The organism is Actinokineospora lacus (assembly GCF_053813445.1).
Genome location: NZ_JBQERA010000013.1, coordinates 226,501 through 252,733, shown reverse-complemented (window position 1 = coordinate 252,733; position 26,233 = coordinate 226,501). Strand labels below are relative to the sequence as shown.

General features: G+C 70.7%; 25 protein-coding genes. 10 read left to right on the top strand and 15 right to left on the bottom strand.

Features of this window, described 5'->3' with window-relative positions:
• Positions 1–375 precede the first annotated feature (375 nt).
• Positions 376–633, bottom strand: coding sequence for a hypothetical protein (locus tag ACTG9Q_RS27880; protein WP_455575887.1), 258 nt, complete (start codon positions 631–633; stop codon positions 376–378).
• Positions 634–739: 106 nt separating this feature from the next.
• Here ACTG9Q_RS27880 and ACTG9Q_RS27875 point away from each other — a divergent pair, with 106 nt between their 5' ends.
• On the top strand, positions 740–973 hold the full coding sequence (locus ACTG9Q_RS27875; protein WP_455575886.1) for a hypothetical protein: 234 nt from the start codon (positions 740–742) through the stop codon (positions 971–973).
• Here the strand turns inward: ACTG9Q_RS27875 and ACTG9Q_RS27870 are convergent.
• A complete protein-coding gene (locus ACTG9Q_RS27870; RefSeq protein ID WP_455575885.1) occupies positions 950–2,827 on the bottom strand; it encodes a hypothetical protein in 1,878 nt (625 codons plus the stop codon). The two genes, ACTG9Q_RS27875 and ACTG9Q_RS27870, sit on opposite strands and share 24 nt — an antisense overlap.
• Before the next feature lie 238 nt (positions 2,828–3,065).
• On the bottom strand, positions 3,066–3,839 hold the full coding sequence (locus tag ACTG9Q_RS27865; protein ID WP_455575884.1) for an SGNH/GDSL hydrolase family protein: 774 nt from the start codon (positions 3,837–3,839) through the stop codon (positions 3,066–3,068).
• Positions 3,840–3,964: 125 nt separating this feature from the next.
• On the opposite strand from ACTG9Q_RS27865, the gene ACTG9Q_RS27860 reads away from it, so the two are divergent.
• On the top strand, positions 3,965–4,534 hold the full coding sequence (locus tag ACTG9Q_RS27860; protein WP_455575883.1) for a TetR/AcrR family transcriptional regulator: 570 nt from the start codon (positions 3,965–3,967) through the stop codon (positions 4,532–4,534).
• 17 nt (positions 4,535–4,551) lie between these two features.
• Here ACTG9Q_RS27860 and lexA read toward each other — a convergent pair whose 3' ends face one another.
• Positions 4,552–5,196 carry a transcriptional repressor LexA gene (gene lexA / locus ACTG9Q_RS27855; protein WP_455575882.1) on the bottom strand — a complete coding sequence of 215 codons (645 nt, stop codon included), beginning with the start codon at positions 5,194–5,196 and terminating at the stop codon, positions 4,552–4,554.
• A 310-nt stretch (positions 5,197–5,506) separates the two neighbouring features.
• Positions 5,507–6,439, bottom strand: coding sequence for an arsenite methyltransferase (arsM, locus tag ACTG9Q_RS27850; protein WP_455575881.1), 933 nt, complete (start codon positions 6,437–6,439; stop codon positions 5,507–5,509).
• 600 nt (positions 6,440–7,039) lie between these two features.
• Here arsM and ACTG9Q_RS27845 point away from each other — a divergent pair.
• Positions 7,040–7,339: a DUF1540 domain-containing protein gene (locus tag ACTG9Q_RS27845; RefSeq protein ID WP_455575880.1), complete on the top strand. Its 300-nt coding sequence runs from the start codon at positions 7,040–7,042 to the stop codon at positions 7,337–7,339.
• Here ACTG9Q_RS27845 and ACTG9Q_RS27840 read toward each other — a convergent pair.
• A complete protein-coding gene (locus tag ACTG9Q_RS27840) occupies positions 7,324–7,605 on the bottom strand; it encodes a hypothetical protein (protein WP_455575879.1) in 282 nt (93 codons plus the stop codon). The two genes, ACTG9Q_RS27845 and ACTG9Q_RS27840, sit on opposite strands and share 16 nt — an antisense overlap.
• An 8-nt stretch (positions 7,606–7,613) precedes the next feature.
• Positions 7,614–10,388, bottom strand: coding sequence for a SpoIIE family protein phosphatase (locus ACTG9Q_RS27835; RefSeq protein WP_455575878.1), 2,775 nt, complete (start codon positions 10,386–10,388; stop codon positions 7,614–7,616).
• Positions 10,389–10,512: 124 nt separating this feature from the next.
• On the opposite strand from ACTG9Q_RS27835, the gene ACTG9Q_RS27830 reads away from it, so the two are divergent.
• Genes ACTG9Q_RS27830 through ACTG9Q_RS27820 form a run of 3 tightly spaced genes read left to right on the top strand, consistent with a single transcriptional unit; the run spans position 10,513 to position 12,340 of the window.
• Positions 10,513–11,331: a DUF427 domain-containing protein gene (locus ACTG9Q_RS27830; protein ID WP_455575893.1), complete on the top strand. Its 819-nt coding sequence runs from the start codon at positions 10,513–10,515 to the stop codon at positions 11,329–11,331.
• Positions 11,332–11,387: 56 nt separating this feature from the next.
• Positions 11,388–11,702 (top strand): hypothetical protein, encoded by a 315-nt coding sequence (locus ACTG9Q_RS27825; RefSeq protein ID WP_455575877.1) that lies wholly within the window; start codon positions 11,388–11,390, stop codon positions 11,700–11,702.
• Complete coding sequence (locus tag ACTG9Q_RS27820; protein ID WP_455575876.1) at positions 11,699–12,340, top strand: glutaredoxin domain-containing protein; 642 nt, start codon at positions 11,699–11,701, stop codon at positions 12,338–12,340. Before ACTG9Q_RS27825 ends, ACTG9Q_RS27820 begins: the two co-directional genes overlap by 4 nt.
• Before the next feature lie 391 nt (positions 12,341–12,731).
• Here the strand turns inward: ACTG9Q_RS27820 and ACTG9Q_RS27815 are convergent, their stop codons facing one another.
• From ACTG9Q_RS27815 to ACTG9Q_RS27790, 6 genes are all read right to left on the bottom strand, one after another.
• Complete coding sequence (locus ACTG9Q_RS27815; protein ID WP_455575875.1) at positions 12,732–13,757, bottom strand: hypothetical protein; 1,026 nt, start codon at positions 13,755–13,757, stop codon at positions 12,732–12,734.
• A gap of 452 nt (positions 13,758–14,209) precedes the next feature.
• Positions 14,210–15,565 (bottom strand): cellulose binding domain-containing protein, encoded by a 1,356-nt coding sequence (locus ACTG9Q_RS27810; RefSeq protein ID WP_455575874.1) that lies wholly within the window; start codon positions 15,563–15,565, stop codon positions 14,210–14,212.
• 49 nt (positions 15,566–15,614) lie between these two features.
• Positions 15,615–17,111 carry a beta-N-acetylhexosaminidase gene (locus ACTG9Q_RS27805; protein ID WP_455575873.1) on the bottom strand — a complete coding sequence of 499 codons (1,497 nt, stop codon included), beginning with the start codon at positions 17,109–17,111 and terminating at the stop codon, positions 15,615–15,617.
• Between the two features lie 15 nt (positions 17,112–17,126).
• Entirely contained in the window at positions 17,127–17,948 is an 822-nt protein-coding gene (locus tag ACTG9Q_RS27800; protein ID WP_455575872.1) for a carbohydrate ABC transporter permease, read from the bottom strand.
• A complete protein-coding gene (locus tag ACTG9Q_RS27795) occupies positions 17,945–18,922 on the bottom strand; it encodes a carbohydrate ABC transporter permease (RefSeq protein WP_455575871.1) in 978 nt (325 codons plus the stop codon). The genes ACTG9Q_RS27800 and ACTG9Q_RS27795 overlap by 4 nt, the downstream gene beginning before the upstream one ends.
• Positions 18,923–18,982: 60 nt before the next feature.
• Complete coding sequence (locus tag ACTG9Q_RS27790) at positions 18,983–20,239, bottom strand: extracellular solute-binding protein (RefSeq protein ID WP_455575870.1); 1,257 nt, start codon at positions 20,237–20,239, stop codon at positions 18,983–18,985.
• Positions 20,240–20,418: 179 nt separating this feature from the next.
• On the opposite strand from ACTG9Q_RS27790, the gene ACTG9Q_RS27785 reads away from it, so the two are divergent.
• A complete protein-coding gene (locus ACTG9Q_RS27785) occupies positions 20,419–21,240 on the top strand; it encodes a GntR family transcriptional regulator (RefSeq protein ID WP_455575869.1) in 822 nt (273 codons plus the stop codon).
• Between the two features lie 48 nt (positions 21,241–21,288).
• Here ACTG9Q_RS27785 and ACTG9Q_RS27780 read toward each other — a convergent pair whose 3' ends face one another.
• On the bottom strand, positions 21,289–21,858 hold the full coding sequence (locus ACTG9Q_RS27780) for a bleomycin resistance protein (RefSeq protein ID WP_455575868.1): 570 nt from the start codon (positions 21,856–21,858) through the stop codon (positions 21,289–21,291).
• Positions 21,859–22,103: 245 nt separating this feature from the next.
• On the opposite strand from ACTG9Q_RS27780, the gene ACTG9Q_RS27775 reads away from it, so the two are divergent.
• Genes ACTG9Q_RS27775 through ACTG9Q_RS27765 form a run of 3 tightly spaced genes read left to right on the top strand, consistent with a single transcriptional unit; the run spans position 22,104 to position 25,496 of the window.
• Positions 22,104–23,243, top strand: coding sequence for a hypothetical protein (locus ACTG9Q_RS27775; protein ID WP_455575867.1), 1,140 nt, complete (start codon positions 22,104–22,106; stop codon positions 23,241–23,243).
• On the top strand, positions 23,237–24,754 hold the full coding sequence (locus tag ACTG9Q_RS27770) for a vWA domain-containing protein (RefSeq protein WP_455575866.1): 1,518 nt from the start codon (positions 23,237–23,239) through the stop codon (positions 24,752–24,754). Before ACTG9Q_RS27775 ends, ACTG9Q_RS27770 begins: the two co-directional genes overlap by 7 nt.
• Positions 24,741–25,496 (top strand): hypothetical protein, encoded by a 756-nt coding sequence (locus ACTG9Q_RS27765; RefSeq protein WP_455575865.1) that lies wholly within the window; start codon positions 24,741–24,743, stop codon positions 25,494–25,496. Before ACTG9Q_RS27770 ends, ACTG9Q_RS27765 begins: the two co-directional genes overlap by 14 nt.
• Positions 25,497–25,530: 34 nt before the next feature.
• On the opposite strand, the gene ACTG9Q_RS27760 is transcribed toward ACTG9Q_RS27765, so the two are convergent.
• Positions 25,531–25,803 (bottom strand): hypothetical protein, encoded by a 273-nt coding sequence (locus tag ACTG9Q_RS27760; RefSeq protein ID WP_455575864.1) that lies wholly within the window; start codon positions 25,801–25,803, stop codon positions 25,531–25,533.
• Positions 25,804–26,233: the final 430 nt, after the last annotated feature.

The following is a 26,233-nucleotide window of genomic DNA, read 5'->3' as shown; positions in this document are numbered from 1 at the left end:
GGAACACCCCCACCGACAAGCCCGTGAACACCGGCACCCACTCCGACCGGTCCGCACTGATCACCTGATCCACACCAAGATCATCGATCACACCGAGACAGCGTTACGGGACAACCTTTAGACCGGCGCGCACCCTTCGTCATCTGAGTCCGGAATCGGGTCATGAGTCTGAATACCAGTACGACCTGGTAATACTCTGTTCCGGCAGGTCACCGCAGCTGAGCGGCCGCGCATGGGGATCAGCTCCAAGGGCTGCAGCGACCCAACAGCCTTGGTTGCAGCCGAGCGGGGTCTACCCGATCGCGCCGGTGCCATGGGCTTGGCCTGTGCGGCCCCGGGAGCGGGTCTCGACCCTTTCCGAGCCTCGCACCACGATCACTGAGGTATCGCCGCGCCTCCGGTCTTCGGGGTGCTGTGTGGCAGTTGGTTTGCCAGCACGCGGAAGTAGGGCTTGTCCGCCCACGCCCGGCGGTCGCCGATGACGTAGAGCCTGCGTTTGGCGCGGCTGACGGCGACGTTGAGGAGGTTGGGTTTGCTCGCGGCCCACTGGCGGGCGCCCTCCCGCCGCGGGTCGCTGCCTAGGACCAGGATGACGATGTCGGCCTGCTTGCCTTGGGCCCGACCGGAGATCATGACCATCTGGGATGCGGCTCACGTGTCACACCGGGTTCCTCGAAGCTCAGTCCGGCAGCGAAGCCAGGTTGGTTGTAGCCGGAGCCTGCTGCCGCCCAATTCCGCGGTGAGGGCCGTGGTCGGCAGGCACCTCGACGGCGCCAGGGCGGCACTGGGCAGGAAGTACCTCGGCGAGCCCGCGATCGCCGTGCTGCTCGAACTGCTCCGGCAGGCTGTCACGGCGGTGTATCAGGTTCTCGATACGCCCGCGATACCCGGAATCCCGATGCCGCGCCGCCTGACCGCGCAGGTCCTGTGCCGCGCTCAATCCTCGGGACTAGCACTTCTCAGTGGTCAGTGAGGCGGACATGTCGCGCTTGGGCCACGGGCCTGCCGGGCCGCTGGTGACCTTGATCCTGCCGACCTTGCCCCAGATGCCGCGGTAGCCGTACCAGGGCTGGTCTTTGACGTTGAGCAGGGTGGTCGACGTGTCCCAGGCGAAGCCCTTGCCTGTGTGGTCGGTTCCCTGGTACCACGAGATGGGATGGTCGCCTTCGTCCGGATAGGACCCGTGGGAGCCCTTCGCGCTGAACACCTCGGCGCGGTTGCCGGACTTGGGCATGTCTTCCCACGGGGTGGAGCAGGCCGGGGCGCCGTGCTTCGCGAAGGCGACGCCGACCGGCCGGTCGCCCTCGACCTGGACCGCGACGCGCTCCCAGTCACCTTCGTGGCTGAGGCGGAATTCGTTGTAGGGGTAGAAGAACCAGTACAGGTACGCGCTGGCACGGCCGTCCTTCGGCGGGACGTACTCCCAGTACGCCGGGGCGTTCACCCGCTTGTCGGCGTCGGGGGTGTTGCCGGGCCTGGCCTCCTCGGGTGAGTCCAGGTAGAAGCCCCTCCCGCCGTTCTCGCCCTGTTCCGCGGGCGCGTTGGAGTGGAACGTCCGGCCGTCGTCGAGGTGCTTGCAGGGGTTGCGGATTCCCGAGCGGACCGCTTCCTTGTGCGGGTAACCCTCGCCCCGGCCGAGCCTGGTCTCGTCGAGGTCGGTGGCGACCGGCTCGTCGCCCTCCTCGCAGATGTCCCCGTGGTCGAACCGCAGCACCGACTCGCGGATGTAGTCCGAAGCGCTGCTGGGAAAGTTCTCCTCCTCGGGGTGCAGCCACACCGTCGGCGCGAAGCGCAGCGCCATCTCCTGCGTGCCGGGCGGGCTCGCCGGTGGTGTGCCGAGCTGCGGCGGGGTCCACAGGCGACTGACCTGGGTGCTGATCCCGGTCCGCTTTCCACCTTCCACCAAGGCGAGTGTCTTGCCTTCCGCGCCCCGGCCGAGTTCCAAGCTGCTCCCGGCGCCGATGTCGCGCACGCTGTCGAGGTCGCGTTCGTCGGTCCGCGCCCATTCGGCCCCGTCGTAACGCCATTGGGTGTGCGCGGACTGCTCACCGCACCGCGGCCCGCTCAGTCCGCCGTAGGTGCAGGACCAGGTCCACGCGGTTGTCCGCAGGGTCCCGTCCGACGCCCACCAGAGGTGGTCGCGGCCACTGTTCCAGTCGTCGTCGGCGATCTCCGGCGTCGTCTGCCGCAACTCCTGGTCGCTGGTCCGCACCTGCTCGGCCGGGCTGGCGGGGTCGAACCAGAACACCTCGGCCACCGCGGTCATCGCACCGGTCGACCCCGTGGTGGCGTAGGCGAACAGCGGCCCGCCCCACCAGCCGCGCGGGGTGAACGCGGTGTCCGCCACCTGGCCGACCTTGCCCGCGATCGTCTTCTTGCCGGTGGCCGGTTCGATGATGACCAGTTCGCTCTCGTCGCGGGCGCCGGTCGCGGTGATCTGGAACGTCACCAGCCGGTCACCGGCACCGGCGATCGACGTGGCGCCCTTGTCCAGTTCCAGCGGCCCCTGGGCCTTGAGGGTGGCGAGGTCGAACACCTTCAGCTCGGTCGCGCCGTAGTCCGCCGAGGCGTACACCTTCCCGGCCGCGACCGCGACGTCGTGGCAGGCACAGGCGGCTTTGGCGATCGCGCCGGTCCGCGCGTCGATCGAGACCACCTGGCCGCCCGCGAGGGCCACGAACCGCGAACCGTCCGGGACCCATTCCGCTTGCCCGCCCGCGTCAGCGTCGAGTTCGGCGACCTCGGCGCCTGCGCGCATCAGCCGGAGCTTGCCCTTCTCGGCGTAGGCGAAGAAGGGGGCGCCGGTCTCCGCGGGCTTGCTGTCCACAGAGTTCGGTGGAGGCGGAGGCGGTGGGTCCGGCTGGCAACCAGCCACCAACGCCAACGTCAGGACAAGGAAACGCGTGATCCACCCCATGCTCCGGCAGTCTAGGCAGACGGGCGCCGCCACCACGGAGGTTTCGCGGTGGTGGCCCCCGATCGAGGTGGAGAACAGGGCTTTCGATCCCTGGCCGCGCGGCCGGTCTCAGCGGTGCCCCGCCGGGTGGTCCGGCGGGGCACCGGGGTCAGCCGGTGACCGAGTTGAGCAGCGCCAGGTAGCCGTCGCGGTATCCCGCGCCGTTGGGGTGGAACGACTCCGCGAGCTGGAACAGCGAGAACGAGTTGACCCACGGCGAGGCGCCGCAGGCGCCGTGGCCTGCGAAGTGGGCACGGGCGTCGACGTAGCGGAAGCCCGCGGCGGCCGCCCGCTCGGCGATGACCTCGTGCAGGGCGTCCGCGCCCCGGTTCAGCGCCGCGCGCTTGGTGGAGGTCATGCACCGGCCCGCGGGCTCGACCAGCCGCGGGTACCCGAGCACCACGACGGTGGCGTCCGGGGCGCGGTCGCGGATCGTGGCGTAGGTGGCGTCGAGCTTGCGGGGCAGCGTGGTGCGCGCGTCCGCGATGCCGGTGTCGACGGCGCCGACGCAGCTTTCCGTGCTGCCGAGCACGCAGGTCACCATCGTGTTGGCGAAGCCGACGTCGTTGCCGCCGATGGTGATGGTGACCAGGTCGGTCCCGGCGTCGAGGGCGTCGAACTGGCCGGTCATGCTCTGCGTGGTCGCACCTCCGCAGGCGGCGTAGCGGAAGGACGAGACGTCGTGGCTGTTCGCCCAGAGCTGGGCGTAGCCGCGCGAGCTGCGGAAGCACGAGCCCGAGGTGTACGGGGGCGCTCCCGTCCCGGACGAGTACGAATCGCCGAGGGCGACGTAGTCGACGGGGGCCGCGGCCTGGGCCGAGGGTGCGATGAGCACGAGCGCGGTGATGGCGGACAGCGCCGCCCACAGGGTCTTGGTGCGCAAGTCGGTCCTTTCTCGAAGGACGGATCGAACATCCGCGCCGAAGTTACGCATGGGTATTGAGAAGCGACATGGGGTGATATTCTCGTTACCACCCAGTAACCTCGACTGGTTCCAGGACGCCGACGATGCCGATGCCGCGCCGCAGCGACGCCCGCCGCAACCGGGCGGCCATCATCCGGGCGGCCGCCGAGGTGGTCGGCAGGGGCAGGCCGCTGCCATCGGCGCGCGAGATCGCCCGGCTGACCGGGCTGGGGCTGGCGACGGTCTACCGGCACTTCCCGGACCGCAGGGGCCTGCTGCTCGCGATCACCGAAGAGCACATGGCGGTGTTGCGCCGAGCGGCCGGGCGGTCCGACCCGCCCGAACTCGCCGACCTCCTGGGCGCTGTGATGGCCTACCAGGCGAGGATGCGCGGCGTGGCCGACGAGCTGCGCCGGTGCCCTGCCGCCGACCAGCACCACCACGTGCGGATGCTGCTGGACACCCTGCGCGAGCCCTTCGCCCGCTCCCACGCGGCGGGACACCTCAACGCGAACGTGGTCCTGGACGACATCCCGGTCGTCCTGGCAATGTTCCAGACCGCGGTCGACCACCTCCAAGACCCGCGAGCACTCCAGCGCGTGGTCATGGTCCTGCTCGGCGGCCTGTTCCACACGGTTCCCCCGGAGCCGCCGCGGCTCGTCCCCATGGCCTAGGGATCGCTGATGCCCGGTCAGATGCTCCGCAACACCGAGACGACCACGCCGAGGATCACCGCGCCGTCGCCGTCGATGGGGCTGTAGGCGGGGTTGCGCGGTTCGAGGTGGACGCGGCCGTTGCGGCGGCGGAACACCTTGACGGTCGCCTCACCGTCGATCATCGCGGCGACGATCTGGCCGGTGTGGGCCTCGGGCTGGCTGCGGACGACGACGATGTCGCCGTCGCAGATGGCGGCCTCGACCATGGAGTCGCCGCGCACGCGCAGGCCGAAGACGCGGCCACGGCCGGTCAGCCCGCTCGGCAGGCGCAGGACGTCGTCGACGTGCTCGTCCGCGGTGATCGGGACGCCCGCGGCGATGTCGCCCATCACGGGGACGGCGACGGAGTCGTCGGACTCCTCAGTGGACGACGGACGCAGGAACAGGCGGACGTCGATCGGGCGGGTGACGGCCCGGCCGCGCCGGATGAACCCGCGCTCCTCCAGGCTCGCCAGGTGCTTGGAGACCGACGACGTCGACCGCAGGCCCACGGCGTCGCCGATCTCGCGGGTGCTCGGCGAGTACCCGTGCTCGACCACCCAGTCCCGCACCACGGCCAGGATCTCCCGCTGGCGCGGCGGGAGGGTGGAGGTGTCGAGGTCGTCCTCGTGGAAGCTCACCGACGGATCGTAGCGGTCCGCGCCCGCGCTCGTGGATCAGCGGGCATCCCGCGGGTCACTCCCGCTCGGTGTCCTGACAGGACGGCGGGAGTGCCACCCATGGGGCTGGAGTGGTGATGCCAGGTCAGCGCAAGCTGAGCAGGAGCACGGAGCTGTTCACTTGCCGACGCGAGCAGGACGGCGATCCAAGACCAAGAAGCGCCGACTCGGCGGGTTTCCTCTGCTCCCGGTGTTGTCGCGGGAAAGGCGCGGCTCGTTCTCGGCCTCCGCGGGTGCGCCAGGAGCGGGCCGACAACCACCGGGGCGATCGTCAGCTCTGGCAACCGCAGCCCGCCGCGGACTTCGCCTCGGCCACCGTGGTGGACGGGTCGGTCGCGGCCTCATCGGGGGTGCAGCACGCATCGACACCACAGCAGGAGTTGGCAGCGGGCTCCGGCGCGCGGTGGGAGTTCGCCGCGGCGGCGGACTGCGAAGCCGCAGACTGCGAGGCTGCGGCCGCGGGCTTGGCCGCGCGCACGATCACCGAGTGCATACCGTCGGCCACCTGGTGCGTCGGCGTGATCTCGACGTCGGTGAAGCCCGCCGATTCCAGGCCGGTCCGGTACTCCTCGAAGCTCAGGGCGCCCGCGACGCACCCCACATAGGACCCGCGCTCGGCGCGGTCCGCCGATGTCAGGCCGTTGTCCGCCACCACATCGGACACCCCGACCCGGCCGCCGGGCGTCAGGACCCGGAACATCTCGGTGAACACGGCGGACTTGTCCACCGACAGGTTGATCACGCAGTTCGAGATGACCACGTCGACCGTGCCCGCGGGCAGCGGGATCGCCTCGATCGTCCCTTTCAGGAACTCGACGTTGCCCACTCCGGCCTTCGCCTTGTTCTCCAGCGCGAGCGCGAGCATCTCCTCGGTCATGTCCACCCCGTAGGCCTTGCCCGTCGGCCCCACCCGCCGTGCCGAGAGCAGCACGTCGATCCCGCCGCCGGACCCGAGGTCGAGCACCCGCTCCCCCGCCCGCAACTCGGCCACCGCGGTCGGGTTCCCACACCCCAGTGATGCCGCGACCGCCTGGGCGGGCAGCCCTTCGCGCTCGTCGACCCCGTAAAGCCCGGCGCCGAACGCACCGTCCACCTCGACCTGGTCCGACCCGCAACACCCGCTCCCACCGGCCGCCACCGCCATCGCCGCGGCCGCGTACCGGCCGCGGACCTCCTCGCGCAGCGCACTCGCCTGGTCCGACATCGCACTCCCTTTCATTCAGTCCCATCGATAGAGTAGACCTCTACATCGATGGGAGTCAATGAAGCTCAGAGACGTTCGTGCGGCAGCGGTGGCAGGTCGCGGCTGCCGGGTCCGCCAAGTGCGCCCGGGTGTTCTCCGCCTCGGCGAACTCCGCTGAGCACAGCGCCAGGGCGCGTTTCCACCGGCCGCGGGCAGGTCGCCTCGGGCGAGGTGGGTCTCGGCGAGGCCGATGAGGGCGTCGCACCTCCAAGCGCAGGCACCGCGCGAGCGTCCTACATCGGATGAAATGTGATCTCGCAAGAGTGGGATTGACCGCACGTCGCTGCCCGCCCGGAGGCGATCGGCGTGTTCGGCGGTCTCAACCGCGACGGGGACGGGTACATTTCCCGGCAGGAATAACTGCCAATCCTGGCAGGAGTTCCCCTCCTCCGACGACCCGGCGCGCCGAGCTGCCTCTGCCTCGGCCGCAGCTGACCCTCGACAAGATAACCGTCGAATGCGGAGTTTGTTTAGGCAATCCTTAGCAATGGCCGGGTTGCGATCTTCGGAAAGCGGTGCGAAGGTCCGTCCTATCGGCATCGATACCGAGGAGGACGAGTCGTGACGACAACGGAAATGCCCGCGGTGAATGAGTGCACGGTCACCAAATGCTCCTACAACCACGACGGTTGCCACGCCTACGCGATCACCGTCAGCGGCATGAACGGCTCCGCCGACTGCGGCACGTTCGTCCCGCTGCAGGAGAAGGGCGGCCTGCCGAAGGTGGTCGCCCAGGTGGGGGCCTGCTCCCGCGCCGACTGCGAGTTCAACTCCGAACTGGAGTGCACCGCCTCCGGCGTCCGGATCGGCCCCGGCGAGGGCAGCCACGCGGCCAACTGCCGGACCTACCAGCCGACCTGAGGTCGGGAGTCCAAGAAGGACCACAGTTCGGTGGTCGCGTCGTTGGGGCGGCCGGGCCAGAAATGGCCGTCGCGGTCGGGGCCGCCGGTGTCGACCTGGTCGACGACGACATCAGGAGCCGTGGTGAAGCCCGTGCCGATCGAGGCCGGAAGCAGATGATCGAACGCGGCCACGGTTCGCGCGTCGATCTCGCCGGCCACCGTGAGCACCACTGCTTTCGTCGTAGTACAGCAGATCACCGTGATCTGCCGACCCGAGATGCTCACAGCGACACTCAACCATCGGATCGGGGAACGCGCGGCGCGGTCGCCGTCGCCGAAGGCGTGGTGCGGATCGTCAGGGCGTCCTGGTCGGTCGTGGTGGTGAGGCCGTGGAGGCCGGACAGCGCGAGGACGCGGGCGGGTGCGCCGGTCTCGGTGACGAGGACGGTCAGCGCGCGGCCCGCGGCGGTCGCGGTGGTGGCGGCGGCCAGCAGGAGCGCGATGCCCGAGCTGCTCAGGTAGCCCACGTCGGTGAGGTCGACGTCGACCGGGCGGGCGTCGTCGGCGCCGATCGCGGCGAGCAGGGCGGGCCGGAGGGTGGCGACGGTGTCGGCGGCGAGGTCGCCGCACAGGCGCAGCACCTGGAGCGGGGCGTCCGGCGCGGAGACCTCAACCAGGCCGACGGGGACGGGCGGGAGGGTGAACGCGGGTGCGCCCGCGGGCTCGGCGGGGTCGAAGTCGAGGTCGAAGGCGACAGTGGTGCCGTCGTCGTCGTGGGTGACGGTCGCGTTCCGCGCGATCGCGCGGATGATCTGGAGCCCGCGGCCGCGGTGACCGGGGTCGGCGAGGGGCGGGCGCCACCGCCCGCTGTCGGAGACCCGGGCGTGGATGCCGGTGGAGGTCACCGCGACCCGGTAGGTGAAGTCGCCCGCCTGCCGCGCGTAGGCGTGGTCAATGGCGTTGGCGGCGGCCTCGCCGAGCACGAGTTGGAGGTCGTCGAGCACCGGGGCGGTGATGGCGGTGGCGACGGCCCAGGCGGCGACGTCCCGCCGCATCGCGGCGAGGTCGCGGGCCTGGGCGGGGACGGTCCTGGTGAGCGGGCCGGGCAGACGCCTGGCGACGACCAGGGCGACGTCGTCGCTCTGGCCCCCGCTCAGCAGGGAAGCGGTGACGTCGTCGGCGAGAGCCGCGGGGGGCAGCGCGTGGGCCTTGCCCGCGACGTCGAGCAGGTGCTCCAGGCTGTGGTCGATGGGCGTGCCGCGGTGTTCGACGAGACCGTCGGTGTAGAGCAGGATCGAGGCCCCGGGCGGGAGTTCGGTGCTCGCCTCGCGGTAGGGCGCTCGGCCGGGCGCGCCGAGGACGGAGCCCGCGCCGCCTTCCAGGAAGCGGGGGGCGTCGGCGTCGACGACCAGCGGTGGGGGATGTCCGGCGAGCGCCCAGCGCAGCAGGCCGCTGTCCTGGTCGAGGATCAGGCAAGCGCAGGTGCTGCCCGCCGCGCCGGGGGTGCGGTGGGCGAAGGCGTCGAGCCGTTCCAGGGCCGCGGCCGGGGAGTGGCCGTCGAGCAGGTACCCGGCCAGGGCGCTGCGCAGCTGGCCCATGACCGCCGCGGCGGTGGGGCCCTTGCCGACGACATCGCCGACCGACAGCGCGACGGCGGAGCCGGTGAGCGGGAGGACCTCGTACCAGTCGCCGCCGATCTGGGCGTGGCTGGTGGCGGGCAGGTAGCGGGCGGCGATGGCGAGGTGCTCCAGGACGGGCAGCTCGCGGGGCAGCAGGCTGCGCTGCAGCGTCGCGGAGATCTCGTGCTCGCGGCGGGCCAGCAGCGCGCGCTCGGCCTCGGCGCGCCGCCGTTCGGTCACGTCGCGCCCGATGGCCTGCACGCCGGTCGGCGTGGCCTGCACGCTGACCTCGACCGACACCACCGACCCGTCGGCGCGCAGCATCTCCCACACCTCGGTCGCCGCCGCGGTCGCGGTCTCCGCGCCCAACCGCGCCAGCCGGTCGCGCTGCTCGCCCGCGAACCGCTCGGCCACGCCGGTGCCGACCAGCTCGGCCCGGCTCAGGCCCAGCAGGGCGCAGGCGGCCGGGTTGACCTCGGTGAAGCGCAGGTCGTGGTCGAGCACCCAGATCGCGTCGGTGGCCCGCTCGACGAGCAGGCGGTGCCGCTGCTCGCTCTCGCGCAGCGCCCGGTCCGCGTGCGCGCGGTGCAGCGACTCCCAGCACCGGTTGACCACGACCGAGACCAGGTCGACCTCCTCGGGCGTCCAGTGCCGCACCGACGCCTGGTGCACGGCCATCGCGGCGGCGAACCGCCCGCCGCGCAGCAGGGGCAGGCAGATCACCGCCCGGATGCCGGTGGCCCGGTAGGTGGCGATGTCGTCGGCGGTCAGGCGCGGGTCGTCGGCGCTGTCGGCCACCACCCACGGCTCGCCCGCGCGCATGGCGAGCAGCGCGCCGTCGCCGAAGGCCCGCATGGCGAAGCGGCCGGGCAGCGGCGGCAGACCGGTGGCGTGGTCGCCGCTCATCACGAAGTGGTCCTCGTCGTCCTCGGTCCGCGCGTAGGCGCAGCGGTCGACGTCGAGATGCTCGCCCAGCAGCCGGGTGGCCAACGCCATGATCTCCTCGGCGCCGTCGAGCCGCTGCAGGTCGCGTTCGAGGCCGGTCAGGAACCGGTGGCGCTCCTCCACCGCGCGCTGCGCGGTGACATCCACCGCCACGCCCCGCAGCGCGCGCCGGACGCCATCGGCGTCGCGCTCCACGTGCACCTGGTCGCGCAGCCACCGGGTCCGCCCGTCCGCGGTGATGACGCGGTAGGTGGTCTCGAAGTCCCCGGCCGTGACCGCGCGGCGCTCGTCCAGCACGCGCTCGCGGTCGTCGGGGTGCAGCAGCGAGCCGAAGAAGTCCGGCTCGGCCAGCCAGCGGCCGGTGGGGTGGCCCAACAGGGACTCGGCGTACCGGGAGACGAAGGTGAGCCGGACTCCGGACGCGTCCGCCTCCCACACCACGGCCGCGACGGCGTCGATGAGCCCCTCGGGGGGCGTCGAGCCGCCGCTCGGAGCTCCAGTCACGATCCAGCCTCCCTCACAACCATTTCCCGATCCCGGCGACGGCAAACGTCCGAGAACTCTAACGCTTCCGCCATAGGATACGGCGGTGGCATCCCAGTTCGTGTCGCCTCTGTCGAGGACACGTATGACGTGCTCGACAAATCACCTCCGCACCCGCAGAACCGGCGACGAAAGCAACAATGCCAACGTGAGAATCTCGTCGCGGTCACCGATACGAACGGTGATGATCCTGAGGAGATGTCCGGCACAGGTCGCAGCATCACCAGCAGTCCCCATTCGCCTGGTTCATAGAGCCAGATCCAACGCCGTTCGCACCGCTTCCACCGCGTTGAGGCCGTGGCCTGCGGACGCAGTCAGGCGGCGCCCGGACCGGCCGAGGCCGCTACCGGGCACCGCCGACGTCACGGGCGACCTGAGTCCATCCATGCCCGATTCGCAACTCCGCCATCTCGTCTGTGCTTGCGGCACCGAGCAGCCGCGTCGCCCTGTCCCGTGGTGCCAAGGGAAGACGGGAGAGCGTCATGGCCTCTATGTTGTCATCATGCTGGCACTCTCGTTGACCCCAGTTCCGAGAGTTGGCGAGATGGAACCAGGAGGTCGAGCGTCGATGATGCGGGCAGTGCGGAACGGCGAGATCCTCGCCGAAGCTCCGCGAACCGTATGGGTGAAGGGCAATCACCACTTCCCGCCGGATTCGGTTCGCCGAGAATTCTTCACCGGGAGTCCCTCGAGGTCGGTGTGCCCGTGGAAGGGCTTGACCCGTCACTACGCGGTGACGGTGGCCGGGGAGGTCAACGCGGACGCGGCCTGGTGCTACCCGCACCCCAGCCCGCCGGCGCGGCGCATCAAGGGACACGTGGCGTTCTGGTACGGCGTGCGGGTCGAAGGCGAGCCGGTAGGCCTGCGCGACCGTCTGCCCGCCTGGCTGGGCGGCACGAAGTGAACCGGGCTTCCGACACCTCGCGCTCCGTCAAGGCCGATCGGCTGCCGGTATGGCGGATGGGACTCACGGGCGGGTTCGTGGGCATCCTGTGCTGCGTCGGCCCCACTGTGCTGGCCCTGCTGGGCATCGTCAGCGCGGGGACGGCGTTCGCCTGGGCCACCGACCTCTACGACAACCACGCCTGGTGGTTCCGTCTCGGCGGGCTCGCGGTCCTGATCCTGCTGGTGTGGCTGTCGCTGCGGCGCCGCGACCAGTGCAGCGTCGCCGGAATGCGGCGCTGGCGGTGGCGCCTGCTCGGCGTGCTCGCCATCGCCGTCGGCACCTACGTCGCCCTGTACGCGCTCACCACGTGGCTGGGCACCTTCGCATGAGCGAGCATGCCGAGATCAAGTTCTACTGGCGGCCCGGCTGCCCCTACTGCCGCGCACTGCGCGGGCCCCTGCGCCGCAGCGGGCTCCCGCTGCGGGAGATCAACATTTGGGACGACCCCCGAGCGGCGGCCCGAGTGCGCTCGGTCGCTGACGGCAACGAGACGGTGCCGACGGTGTTCGTCGGCTCGCACGCGATGGTCAATCCCAGCATGGGGCAGGTGATGGCCGCGGTCCGAGACCACGCCCCTGGCCTGGCGGCATCGGCTGAACCGATGGCGCCTCGGTGGCAGCCCGTTGCGGCGGCGCTCCTCATCGCGGCGCTGTGGGCGGCCTTGGCGGTGGTCACCCCGACGACGACCTACCACCTCGCGCCTCTGCTGGTCGTCAGCGCTGCGCCGGTGACCCACCGCCTGCTGACTGGTATTCCGGTGCCTCCCCGTCGGACAGCGGTTCTGGCCGCGCTCGGAATGGTGATCGCCTCAGCCACCACGGCTGTGCTGGCGGCCCTGGGACTCTTGGCCGGAACCGACCTCCGCGGCGGCGACGAGCCGGTCCCGGAAACCGTGATCTTGATTGCGCTGGGCGCGGTGGCCGGGTGGTGGCTGGCCCGCCGTGGCAGCCGGAGGACACGGTCCTGACCGGACACGGCCGTCCACTCAGGAGTCGAGACAAACCGCGCGTCCTCGATGGCGCAGTGGAAGGTCGGTCTGGACCACTACCAGCGACGATGCCCAAAAGATCACGAAGTGCTGCTGGAGTAGTAGCCCCCGAAAGCGGCCAGGGCGGCGGCGATGCCCACGGCCAGGGCGAGCGTCCGTCCAGCGGTGTTGCGCACGGTTGGTCCTTCCCGCGCCCGGCCGGGTCGTGCTCGCAGGGTGGCCGGACGTCGAGATCCGCAGGGGGAGATCGAGCCGGCCCCTCAGCCGGCGACTCATCGTGCGCGGGGACGACCTGCTCACAACCGACGATCGGCGGGAGTTCCTCCGGCGTGGAGGCAGGTCGGCGATGTGTCCTACTGGGCGAGGCGTCCTACTGGACGGTGGAGGCGGTGACCGACGGGTCGGCCGCACCGAGGAAGAAGATTCCTTTGTAGCCCGCCGTCTCGAAGCCGGCGCTGGGGTTGCGGCGAAGCGTGGAGGACTCCACCGCCATCGTGCCGCTGCGGTCGTTGCTGACGAAGAAGACCGCGCCACCGCCCTCGTTGGCCTTGTTGTCCTCCAGGACGCTCCCGGCGATCCGAACGGTGAACGTGTTGCCGTCGGCGTAGATCGCGCCACCACTGCCGCCGCCGGGCGTGCCGGGACGAGCGGGGTTGGCGCCCCGGCCCACCGCGGAGTTGTTGCGCAGCACGCTGTTCAGCACCACCCACGACACGCCGATGCTGCCCAACGCCCCACCGTTCGCGCACGTGCCGCCGTCGAACGTGCTGCCGACCACGAACACCGGCCGGTTGTCGGACTGGCTGAGTACGCGCATCCCCGCACCGCCCAGGTCCGGCCCGTTCTGGTCGCACTTGTTGCGCAGGAAGGTGGAGTTCACCACCTTCACCCGCCCACCGCGCGCGAACACCGCGCCACCGCCCTCCGCGAGGCCGGCGGAGTCGCCGTCCGCCAGCGTGATGTTCTGGATGGTCAGTCGCGGGTGGTCCTGATCCTGGCAGTGGGACGTGGTGATGCCCCGCAGCGCGTCGCACGTGTTCTGGTAGAGGACGCGGCGCTGACCGGCGCCGCTGAGGGTGACCAGTCCCCCGCCGTCCAGCACGACCTCCGGCGCCGCGTCGTTGCGCACCTGCGCGGTCGACGTCATGGTGACGGTGACCGGGTCGGGGCCGCAGTCGAAGGTGATGATCCCGCCGCCCGCCACGGCCGCCACCACCGCTTGGGACGTGCAGCTCGCGGGTGTGCCGTCGCCGATCACCCGGGTCGGCCGGGACGTGTCCACGGCGGCGGCCTCCGGCGGCACTGGCGCTCGACCGGCCGGGTTGCCCGCCTGCGCGGCGGTGGCTTGCGTGCGCGAGGGCGTGGTGGTGGTGGTGGGAGCCGCAGTGGTGGGCACCGGAGTGGTGGTCGTGGCGGACGTGACCGTGGTGGTGGTGACGGTAGTCGTCGTCGGGGCCGGTGCGGCCGGTTCCGCGACCGGGGGTGACGAGCATGCGGTCAACAGCAGGAGCACAACGCCCAACACGCCACGGAACATGCGGAGGACCCTAACCGGTGAGGTCCGGGTGGTCGACACCCGCTCGGCTTCGGTCCGAACGCGTCGGTGAACGCCCCACCTCCGCGTTCCACCCGCGGTCCAAGCTGGCTGCCCAGATCTCATCACGCTCCCGCGCCACCGCGCCCAGTCCTCGGCGCCGCCCTGCAACTCGCCGAATCCGACTGCCCGGCCGAGGCCACCCAGCACATCAGCTTCGACGTCACGTGGTCGCGGGGCGGGCGTCGAGATCACGCTCAAAAGCAGAACTCCCGTGTGCCGCCGGAGGCTCCGGCGACACACGGGAACTGTGCTCAGCGCACGGAGTCGACGTGCTCGACTCCCGCGGTGCGGTACGCGCCGATCCTGGAGGTCACCTGGGCGGGGCTCACCACCTCGTTCTCGGCGAAGTACACCCAGTCGACCCGTTCCTGGTAGGCGCGGTCACCGGGCTGGCCGACCAGGCCCCCGGAGATGAACCACAGGTTGAAGTTGATCGACATCGGTGTCTCCGGGTAGTACCGGTCGCCGTGGTCGGCGAACAGGGTCCCGTCCACGTAGTAGCGCACCCGGCCGCCCGCCACCTGGATCACCAGGTCGTGCCAGCCGCTGAAGCTGGTGCGCCGCTCGGTGTGGATGTTGTCGGCGACCCACGGCTCGTTCTGGTAGGTCTCCCACGTGGTCGCGTACAGGATGTTCGCAGGCTCGCCCCAGCCGCCGTTGGGCAGGTACTCGAAGTCGAGCTCCCCGTAGTCCGGGGCCATCGGGGCGTCGAGCGGGGTGATGGTGAAGAACGTCTGCACCACGTGGTCCCCGTCGATGCCCCGCACCGGCGCGTCGGTGAAGAACACCCGTGCGGCGTAGGTGCCCTCGAAGAACTTGCGCTGGTGGTACATCTCGGTCTGCCGCGCGCTCGACCCGTTGTTCGACGACTCCAGCTGCATGACCTTGCTGCCGCCGACCGTCGGGAACGTGACGAGGGCCGGGTCCCACACCGCGCCGGGCACGCCGGGACCGCCACCGCCGGACCGCACGGTCCACCCGCGCTGGCCGATCCTCGGGTCGCTCGACGAGGTGTAGGAGAAGTCGTCGAAGAGGACCTCGCCGGTCGGGTCCGGCGGGTCGGGTGGTCCGTCGTCACCGGGGCTGGTGCCCCAGACCGTCGTCCCCCTGACTTGGACGGTCACCTTGGACGAAGGGGCGTAGGTGGTTCGGTTCACGTACGAGTAATCGTCGGCCTGGTTGATCGGGCCCCAGTTGCCGCGGTAGAAGCGCAGCTGCATGTCACCGGTGTTCTGGCCCGGCGAGAGCGTTCCCGAGGTGAACCCGACCTCCAGGTACCGGTCCGCGGTGGGCACCGGGGTGCCGAGCTGCCGGAACGTGCCGGTGATGGTACTGCAGCCGCGCACCGCCCACGAGCACGCGAAGCGGTAGCCGACGTCCGGGGTGTCGCCGCGGAAGTAGTACCGCAGTGTCACCTCGGAGAGCCGGATGGTGGTCGTGCCGGTGTTCGTGATGGTGAGCCAGGGCTCCACCTGGCTGGTGGTGGCACCCGTGGCGCTAGTCCGGTAGTTGGCGGTGAGCGAGTCCGCGGCGGCGGAGGCCGGCGTCGTGACGATCGTGACGAGTGTGGCAGCCGCCGCGATGGCGGCGAGGGATCTTCTGGACATTTCCTACTCCTGTACGTGCAGGGCCGGTACGGGTGGGGAGTGCCTCCTCTCAGGTCGTCGTGGTCAGGGACCGGCAGGCGACGGACAGCGCCGCCAGCCGGGGTTCGTGCGCCACGAGCGCGGTGCGGAACGCCGTCCAGTCGGGCCGGGCCGACCACAGCGCGTCGGCCAGTGCGCAGAGCCGGGGGAAGGCCAGGTACTCGACGTCCTCGGCGCGCGGTGCCTGCTCCGTCCACAGTTGACACTGGCTGCCCAGCACGGCCGGGACGTCCGGCACCCGCTGGTGGTACACATCGGACATGGTCACCACGCCGCCCGGCTGGCCGGGCCGCTCGCCGGGGTCCGTCGATTGTGGATAGTCGAGGTAGGTCGACCGGTACGGGGTGAGCACCACCCGGTGGCCGCGCTCGAGTGGGTCGTCGGCGGTGTCCTGCCACGGCATCACGACCACGCGGGGGTCGAGCGGGGGACCGTCGCCGTCCCAGCACACCGGCACCCGGCCATGTGCGAGCAGGAACTCGCCGACCCGGCCGAGGAACCAGCTCCGGAGTGCCCGCGGCCCGGCCAGCCCCTCCGCGGCGACCCGCTCGAGGGCGACTTGGCTGGCGGCCCACTCGGTCCACGGCACCTCGTCGCCGCCGATGTGCACGTGCTCGCCGGGGAAGACGTCCATCACCTCGCCGAGCACCGTGCGGCAGAACTCCAGGGCCTCCTCGGAAACTCCGAACACCGACTCGGAGATGCCCCACTGCGTCCACACCGGCAGACGCAGTTCCGGCCGGTTGCCGAGGTGTGGGTAGGCGGCGATCGCGGCGCGGGCGTGGCCTGGCATCTCGATCTCCGGCACGATCCGCACCCCGCGTTCCTCCGCGTAGTCCACCAGTCCGCGCAACTCGGCGGTCGTGTACGCGCCGCCGTGCGGCACGCCGTCGAACCGGTCGCTGCCCGCCGGGCCGAGCTGGGTCTGCGACCGCATCCCGCCGATCTCGGTCAGCGCGGGGTAGGCGGTGACCGGCATCCGCCAACCCTGGTCGTCGGTCAGGTGCAGGTGCAGGACGGTGAGCTTGTGCAGTGCGAGCAGGTCGACGAACCGGCGCAGGAACCGCACCGGCTGGAAGTGCCTGGCGACGTCGAGCATCGCGCCGCGCCACGGCACGCGCGGCGAGTCGGTGACGTCGACGCACGGCAGGGACCACCGGACACCGGCCACGGGTGCCTCGCCCAACGCCTCGACGGGCAGCAGCTGCCGGATCGTCTGCACCCCGTGCCGCAGCCCGGCGAGGCGGCGGGCGCGCAGCACCACGGCCTGTTCGCCGACGGTCAGCGCGTACCCCTCGTCGCCGAGACCGACCAGCTGGTCGTCGAGCGCGAGGAGCACGGTTCCGTTGGAGGACAGTGGGAGTGGCAGGCCAGTGGCGGGACGGAGGTAGCGCCGCAGCAGCCGGGCGGCGGGTTCGGCGCCCGGGGTGGCGCGCAGCGCGGTGTCCGGGCCGAACACGAACCGGCCCGCGCGCTGGACGAGGCGGGTGGGTCTTGGCAGGATCACGCGAACGCCTCCGGTTCAGCCCTTGACCGCGCCGCCGGTGATCCCGGCGGTCACCTTTCCTTGCAGCACCATGAAGATCGCCAGTACGGGCAGCATGAACAGGGTCGACGCGGCCATGGTCGCGCCCCAGTCGGTGCCGAACGTGTTGCTGAACGAGGACAGCCAGACCGGCAGGGTGCGGTCGTCCTGGTTCTTGATGATCAGCAGGTTGGCGAAGGCGAACTCGTTCCACGCGGTGATGAACCCGAACAGCGACGTGGCCAGCAGACCCGGTGCGAGCAGGGGGAGCACCACCCGCCGGAACGCCGCGGGCCGGTCGCACCCGTCCACCAGGGCGGCCTCCTCCAGTTCGACCGGCACGGCCGCGAGGAAGTTCCGCAGGGTGACGATCGTGAACGGCAGCGTGATCATGAAGTAGACGAGCGTCAGGATGAACAGCGTGTCGAGCATCCCCGTGTCCCGCGCGATGACGTACATCGGGATCAGCAGCGCCTCCCACGGCGTCATCTGCGCGATGAACACCATCAGGAAGAAGCCGCGCCTGCCCTTCCAGCGCAGCCGGGCGACCGCGTAGGCGGCGAGCAACGCCACCACCAGCGACAGCAGGACGGCGCCCCCGGCGACCAGCAGGCTGTTGCGCCAGAACGACCAGAACCCCTGTGCCTGCACGGCGGTGCCGAAGTGCTCGAAGGTCAGCGCGGACGGCCAGAACGTCGGTGTCTCCGCCTGGATCTCCCGCGCGGGCTTGAACGCGGTCAGCACCATCCAGTACACGGGGAACACCGACACCACGAACACGAGCAGTGCCAGCAGGTTGCGGGTGACTCGGCCAGTCATGTCGCGGCCTCCTGGCGGAACATGTACCGGAAGTAGAACAGCAGCACGAGCGCCAGCAGCAGAACCATCAGCATGGAGACCACGGCGCCGAGGTCGTAGCGGTGCAGTGACTGCGCGACCTGGTAGGCGTAGACCGGCAGCGTGGTCGTCGCCCGGCCGGGGCCGCCCTCGCTGATCACCCAGATCTGCACGAACGCCTTGCCGACCCAGATCACCTCGAGACAGGTGATGAGGCCGAACATCGGCGCCAGCACGGGGAAGGTGATCGAGCGGAAGGACCGGAGCGCGCCCGCGCCGTCGATGCGGGCCGCTTCGTACAGCTCGTGGGGGACCGTGGTCATCGCTGCGTACAGGGTCAGCGCGGCGAAGGGCACCGACTGCCACACGATCAGCACCACGAGGATCGCGAAGGTCTGCGGTCCGTCCGCGAACCAGGTGTGCCCCCGGAACTGCTCGAAGCCCAGCGACACCAGCGCCCAGTTCACCACGCCGAGCTCGGACTGGAACATCCACTGGAACACCGTGGTCGCGGCGATCATCGGCGTGGCCCAGGTGAGCACCAGCCCGCCGAGCACGACCAGCCGCATCACCCGGCCCAGCCGCACGACCAGCAGGGCGACCAGGGTGGACAGCACCATGATCAGCCCCACGTTGATCGCGGTGAACAACCCGGTGCGGCGGGCGACCGACCAGAACTCGGGGTCGGTGAGCACCGTGGTGTAGTTGGCGAACCCCGCGAAGCTCGCGCCGCCGCGGATCAGCTCCGCCAGCCCGAACTGCTGGAAGGAGATGATCACATTGCGCAGCAACGGGTACGCGAGCAGGTAGGCGGTCGCCAGCAGGGTCGGCGCGATCAGCAGGTACGGCCAGACGGCCCGGCGGCGGGTGCTGGTCCGCCGCCCCGGATTTTCCCGGGTTGGTCGCGTCCCGGCTGAGGTGCGGTACCGAGGTGGATGATGGTCGAGTGCCGTCACGTTCCCCTGAGACACCTGTTGGTCAGCGCTGGACTGTGCACGACGCTCCACGGGGCGGTCCTAGTTCGCGGTGTTGAGCGCCGCGGTGATCACCGTGTCCGCGTCCGCGGCGGCGGCTTTCGGATCGGCGCCCGTGAGCACCTTGGTCAGGAACTCCTTGATCGGGTTGCGTGCCTCGACGGCCGTCCAGTTCGGTGAGTTCGGCGTGGCGTGGCCGTTGGCCGCGCCGGCGGCCATCGCGGCGGCGCCGGGGTCGTCCTGGACGGCACTCGCGAGCGAGGTCCGGTTCGGCACGTAGTTCATGGTGCGGGCCAGTTCGGTCTGCCGGCGTTCGCCTGCCAGTTCCTTCACCACCGCGTAGGCGCCGTCCTGCCGGGGTGAGGCCACCGGCACGATCAGGTCGGAGCCACCGGTGAACACCGCGCCCGGCTCGCCCGCGGTCTTGCCGGGGATGGGGAAGAAGCCGAGCTTGCCATCGAGTTCCGGGTTGGCGGTGGTGACGAGCTTCGCCGCGCCGGGGACGGCGATGAACTGCGCGACGTCGCCGCGGGCGAACACGTCGGTCTGCTGCGGCTTGGCCTCGTCGGAGTCCTTCGGTCCCTTGCCCAGTGCCTGCAGTTGCCGGTAGAAGTCCGCGCCCGCCAGTGCTTCCGGGGTGTTGAGCGCGCCCACCCACTGGTCCCCGTCGCGGACGGCGAGGTCGCCACCCTCGTCCCAGACGAAGCCCGCGAGCACGTACCAGTTCTGGCCGGGCAGGTAGATGCCCTGGGTGCCGCCCTGGTTGAGCGCGGCCGTCGCCCGCAGCCACTCGGCACGAGTGGCCGGGGGCGTGATCCCCTTGGCCGCGAAGAGGTCCGTGCGGTAGATGACGACCCGGTTGGCCGCGTAGAACGGGATGCCGAACTGCTTGCCCCCGACCGCGCCCGGCTCGGCAAGCCCTGGCAGCCAGTCGTCGCCGTTCAGTTCGCCGACTTTGTCCGACAGGTCGGTGACCCCTCCGCTCGCCGCGTACTGCGCCACCTGGGTGTTGCCGACCTCGATCACGTCCGGCGGGTCGGTGCTCGCGAGCGCGCCGATGACCTTCTCGGTGATGCCGTCCCATTCCTGGATCTGGACGGTCAGCGCGTACTCGGGGTGGTCCCGCTCGAACTCCGCCTCGAAGTCGGCCACGAACTCGTCGGTCGCGGTGTCCTTCATGAGCCACACGGTCAGGTTCTCCGGCTCACCCGGGGCGGTGCCCTGGTCGGAGCCGCACGCGGCAACGGCGGGGAGGGTCAGGGCCAAGGCGAGCAGGGCAGTGGCGGCGCGGTGCGGCACGGGTCACCTCACGGGTGGTCGGGATATGACCAATTGGTAAGGTCCAGCGGTCGAAATCCAAAATGGCATAGACCAATCATGAAGTCAACCACCAGGTCGAACCATGTATTTTTGCAGATGTCCGTACCGGACTGGTCAATCCGACGAGCGTCCTCTGGTCAGGTTGTCATACTGTCGACATGGCCGGAGCGATCCTCAAGCGCGAGCGCGTGCGCGACTACCTGCTCGAGATGATCGAGACGCACCCGCCGGGCGCCCCGCTGCCCGCGGAGCGAATCCTCTGTCAGCGCCTGTCGGTGTCCCGGCCCACCCTGCGCTCGGCGGTCGACGAACTGGTGAACAACGGAATGCTCGTGCGCCAGCACGGCCGCGGGACCTTCGTCGCCTCGGCCAAGATCACCCAGGAACTGGTGTCGGACGACCGCGCGATGGTCCTGCCCCCGGCGGCAGGCACGTGGACGAGCAAGGTGCTGGAGTTCGCGACGATCGCGGCGGGCGCGCGCGTGGGCAGACGGCTGGGGATGTCACCCGCGGCCGAGATCTTCTACGTCGCGCGGCAGCGGTTCGTCAACGGTGCGCCCATGGCCATCGAGTACCTGCACGTCCCCGTGGCGGCGGCGCCACGGCTCTCCTTGGCGGACCTGGAGTCCGGCTGTCTGTACGAGCGCCTGAAAGAGCACGGGGTGCAGGTGCACGACGCGATCCAGTCCGTGGAGCCGACCGTCACCAACGACGCCGAATCCGAGTTGCTCGGCGTGCCGGTGCTCTCGCCCGCGCTGCTGTTCGAGCGGCTCACCAACGACGACACCGGCCGCCCCATCGAGTACGTGCACTCCCTCTACCGCGGAGACCGCTACCGCATCGTGTCCCGCCTCGCCCTCGGCCCAACCGCCACGACCTCGGGCTCAGCCGCCGCGGACGCGCACCACCCGGGCATCCCACCGGGAGACCTCACCGCCAGGGGCCTCGTCCGGTCGGCCACCGTCGGTGACATCCAGTGAAACGCGGGTAGGGGCCTACTCCTGCTCTGCGGTCGAGTTGAAGGCCGCTCAGCTGGTGGGGCTGCCGAACCTGATCCGGTTGCCGTCGGGGTCGGTCACGACGAACTCGCGCAGGCCGTAGTCCTGCTCGGCGATCTCGCCCACGCCCGCGGTGCCGCGGTCGCGTAGCTGCTTCCACAGCTTCACCGCGTCGGCGACGTGGACGAAGCACTGGCCGGGCGTCGGGGCGCTCTCGTGGGTGAAGTGCAGCTCGACCCCGCTGTTGCGCAGCAGCAGGTAGCCGTCGTGTCGCTCGGACTCGGTGAACCCGGCGGCGGTGTAGAACGCGGCGGTGCGGTCCAGGTCGGCGCTGGGCAGGATCGGGATCGCCGCCACGGCCGTTCCCGGTGTGGTGCGGCTACCGGTGAGCCTGCGCGCCAACGCGCCGAGCGGGGTGAACCGCAGCTGCCGCAGCGCGGCGACGGGACCGGCTCGCCCGGCGGCCCAGAGAGCGCAGCCGACGCAGATGAACACCCCGGGAGTGCTGCCCAGCTCGACGACCTCGCTGGTGGGGAGTTGGCGGCCGCAGCAGCCGCAGTGTCCATGATGGGATGTTCGGGTGTTCTCGGCGGCGGTCACGGCGGTCTCCTCGGGTTACAGGTACTGGAAGGTCCAGTCTGGCGTCCGCGCGCGGGAGCCCGGGTTCCACTGCGTGATCGTGGTGGAACCCGAGGTCTCCAGTTCTCCTCCAATTACCGTGATCGTCACCCTGGATACATATGGTGATGCGCGGTGTGAACTACCGGAGGGGGAAGACCGGGATGGTTCGATCGACGTTGCCGGGGCGGCGTGGCACACGGGCGGTGGACCCGGCGGGGGAGCCCGTGCTCTCGGTGGGGCGCACGGCGTGGTTCCGAAGACCCGCGTTCGTGCGGCGCTTCGGCGTCTCCGCCGCACTCGCCGTGCTGGGGCTGGTCGTGCTGCTGCTCGGGGGTGCGCTGACCCCGCCGGTCGAGTCGCTCCTGGTGGTCACCGGCCGGACCGGGTCCAAGGCTGACTTCTTCGCCGACCCCGAGGTCCGGCGGCTCCTGCTGCGCCACAACGTCGAGGTCCGCGCGACCCGCACCGGGTCGATCGAGTCGGCCACCACGGCGGTGCGCGGGGAGCTGGACTTCGTGTTCGTCTCCGGGCAGACCGCGGCGGAGCTGGCCAAGGACGACCACTTCGAGGTGACCTACCGCCCGTTCACCACCCCGCTGGTGCTGGCCACCTACCGGCCGCACGCCGAGTTGCTGGCCGCCGCCGGGATCGCCGAGCCCCGGGGTGACGGGGCCGGGATCTACTACACCTTGGAAATGAAGCGGTTCCTGGCGCTCTACCCGGGGACCACCTGGGCGGACCTCAGCGCCGAGTGGCCGGACCGGGAGCCGGTGACGGCCAACAAGATCGTCCTCGCCCAGACGACCAACATCTGCGACTCCTACGGCGCCGCCGCCTACGTGGGCCTGCTGGCCTGGGCGATGACCGGCGAGGTGGCGCAGGACCCGGCCGACGCTGACCGGCTCGGCGATAAGCTCGGCCCGATGTTCCGGGCGCAGGGCGACTCCCTGGTCAGCCCGACCGACGTCTACTTCTCCCCAGAAGGACCGGGCGTCGCGCCGATCGTGGTGATGTACGAGCACCAGTTCCTCGCCAAGCAGGTGGCCACCATTGAGGCCAAGGGCGGGCTGGACGACTTCCGCGTGCTGCTGTACCCGGATTCGGGCGTGCTGACCGAGCCGGAGTTCGTCGCCTACACCGAAGCGGGCCGGGTGCTCGGCGACCTGATCGCCGACGACCCCGAACTGGAGCGCCGGTCCCTGGAGCTGGGCTACCGCGTCCTGGACTCCGACGACAACGACAGCGACAAGCTGGACACCTACCTGGGCGAGCGCGGCCTGTCCCTCTTCCCGTTCGGCCTCTCGGCGACGCTGCCCGAGCCGGACCTGCACAACCGCATGGTCCGCAGGGTGCGGCCGTGCTGAGGCGGTGGGCGCTGGCCGCCGCGGCGGCCGTGGTGCTGTGCTCCTGCACCGCCCCCGCCCCGTCGGTGACCCTGAGCGTGCTGGCCAGCCCCGAGCTGGCCGACCTCGAACCGCTGCTGGAGGAGCTGCGCGAGGACACCGGCGTGCGGCTGCGGCTGCGGTACGAGGACACCCTGGCCGCGACCCGGGAGCTGGCGGGCGCGCACGACTACGACCTCGCCTGGCTGTCGACCGACCGCTATCTGCGCATCGGCCTCGGCGGCAAGCCCGAGGGCCCGCGTCCGCAGAGCACGTCGACCATGACATCGCCGGTCGTCGTCGGGCTCACCCGCGCCGCGGCGGAACGGCTCGGCGACCAGCTGTCCTGGGCCGACCTGGCCGACGCCGCCGCGGCAGGCCGCTTCCGGTTTGGCATGGCCGACCCGCACCAGGCCGACAGCGGGCTGGCCGCGCTGGTCGGGGTGGCCAGCGCCGCGGCTGCCACCGGCGGCGCGCTGCGGCCGGAGGACGTGACCTGCGACCGGCTCAGCGGGTTCTTCAGCGGGCACGAGCTGTCCGCGCCCAGCTCGGCGGAGCTGACCGCCCGGGTGCCCGGCCGCATCGGCGAACTGGACGGGGTCGTCGACCACGAGTCCGCGCTGGTGGCGCTCAACGCCCGGCTGCCCGAGCCGCTGACCCTGGTGTACCCGACCGACGGGATCGTGCAGTCGACCTACCCCCTGCTGCTGTTCGAGCCCTCCCAGCAGGCCGCCTACGACACCGTCGTGGCCTGGCTGCGGGAGCCGGGGGTGCAGCAGCGCATCGCCGAGACCACCGCGCGCCGCCCGGTCACCGCCGATGTCGCGGCGCCCCCCGGTCTGCCGCCGACCACCGGGACATCGCTGTACTTCCCGGACTCGCCCGAGGTCATCGAGATCCTGCTGGCCCACTACTCCGCCGAGGGCGTCCGGCCGCCGGAGCACACGGTCTTCGTGCTGGACTACTCCGGCTCGATGCGCGGGCAGCGGATCGCGGAACTGCGCGCGGCCTTCGCCGAGCTGACCGGGACGGCCGACGCTTCCTTCGTGCGGTTCCGGGTGGGCGAGCGGGTGACCGTGCTGCGCTTCGGCGGCACCGTGCTGGCCGAGCGCGCGGTCACCGTGACGGGCCAGGCGGACGTCACCGCGCTGGACGAGTTGCTGACCACCGAGTCCTTCGCCGACAAGACAGCGGTGTGGACAGCGGTGAACAGAGCCTACGACCTGGCCGCCCAGTCCTTCGAGCGCGACCCCGACCGACCGGTGTCGGTGGTCCTGGTGACGGACGGGGCGAACAACGCGGGCATCCCCGCGTCCGCGTTCATCGAGCGCTTCACCGCGCGCGGGCCGAAGGTGCCGCTGTTCGCGGTGCGCGCGGGCGACGCGGACGCGGCCGAGCTGTCCGAGGTCGCCGCGGCGACCGGCGGTCGCGTGGTCGACGCGGGCGGCGACCGGCTCACCGAGGCACTGGAGGTGCTGCGTGGCTGTGTTTGACGCCGACTGGTGGGGCGTGTGGTGGCCGTGGATGCTGGTGTGGCTGGCCGTCCTGGCCTGTTCCGCCACCGCGATCGCCACCCTCGTCGGCGGCTGGCTGGCCAACCGGGGCCGCGAGTCCGTCCGGGACGTGCCCAGCGCGCCGCTGTACCTGGACAAGGCCGAGGTCATGGCGATGTACCTGACCTACGGCGGCGCGCTGAGCCAGGAGATCGAACAGACGATCCGCCGCACCGACGACGCGAACCTCTCCGGCGAGCTGCCCACGCTCAAGGCCACCATCGGCGGCAGCAAGTCCGAGGAGGTCATCCGCCGCTACGTGGAGGACGCCGAGCCGCTGTCGGTGATCCGGGTGGTGCGGGAAGCGCTGGAGAACGCGCACGCGGTCGTCCGCGTCCAGCTGACCGACCTGGAGGTCACCGACAACCGCGCGCTGGCCGCCGCCGCCCGCCGCCGCGACATCAGGGGCGGGGTTCGACTGCACACCCTCGACACCGAGTTCGTGCTGCTGCGCGGCAAGTTCCGCCGCGTGCCCGCCGCCGACGGCCACATCGGCTTCACCGCCCCGTACGGCTCGCCCGCCTCGGGTGAGGGGCCGATGGTGCGGTTCGAGTGCAAGGAGGACGGCATGCTGCTGACGGTGCCGTCGGCTCCGTTCAAGGCCCGCTGCCTGTGCCGCGTCGACGAGTGGGACAGCGCAGCGCAGGTCTTGTCGGTCCGACCGATCGCGTTCTACCTCTGAAGCCGTCCCACCGAAAGGCTGAGGACGAACCTGGTCACTGCGGTGTGCTCTGCGAGGCCGGGTTGCGCAGCCCGCTCAACCACACCTGCACGCCCAGTTCGTTCAACCGGCGGACGACAGACCAGAACTGATCACCATGGAAGGCCCGCTCGCACTCCCCCACCACCACCGCATCGAACTCCCGACCCGGATGCTCCGCAGCCGTGAGCGGCGTAGAGCCAGCCTGGCGCTCCGGCCACGACCACCACAGCCACCCGAACAGAGCAGTCCGGCCAGCCGCACCACCGAAGCGGACGCCCCTGAGCATCGAAGAACTTCACATGCTTGAACATCCGATCTGCGGCATGAGCGGACGTTCGGGGGTTGTCTCCGCCGTCTGCCGACCCGTCGGCCGACGAGGTAGAACGCGCGAGACGCAATATGGCCCATGTGAGGATCGCGAAGCTCCCTCGGGCAGCGAGTGTTAGAAATTCAAGGACTGACCCGCACGCCAGCGTTCCAGACTTGGATGAACTGGTCGTAAATAATCAAACCAGTCGGGATCGCTGCTGTGTTCGATGCGGAAGGTGGGGCGAAGCTCATAGAGGGTCAGCACACCCGGGCACCGCGCGAATGAGTTGGTCACCGGCGACGAGATCATCTACTGCATCATCGCGAGTTTGGGCCAGCCCCCGAACGGGGTGCAGATCGTAGATCGACATAACGAAATCGTGTTGTCGATCATTGCTCGACAAGCT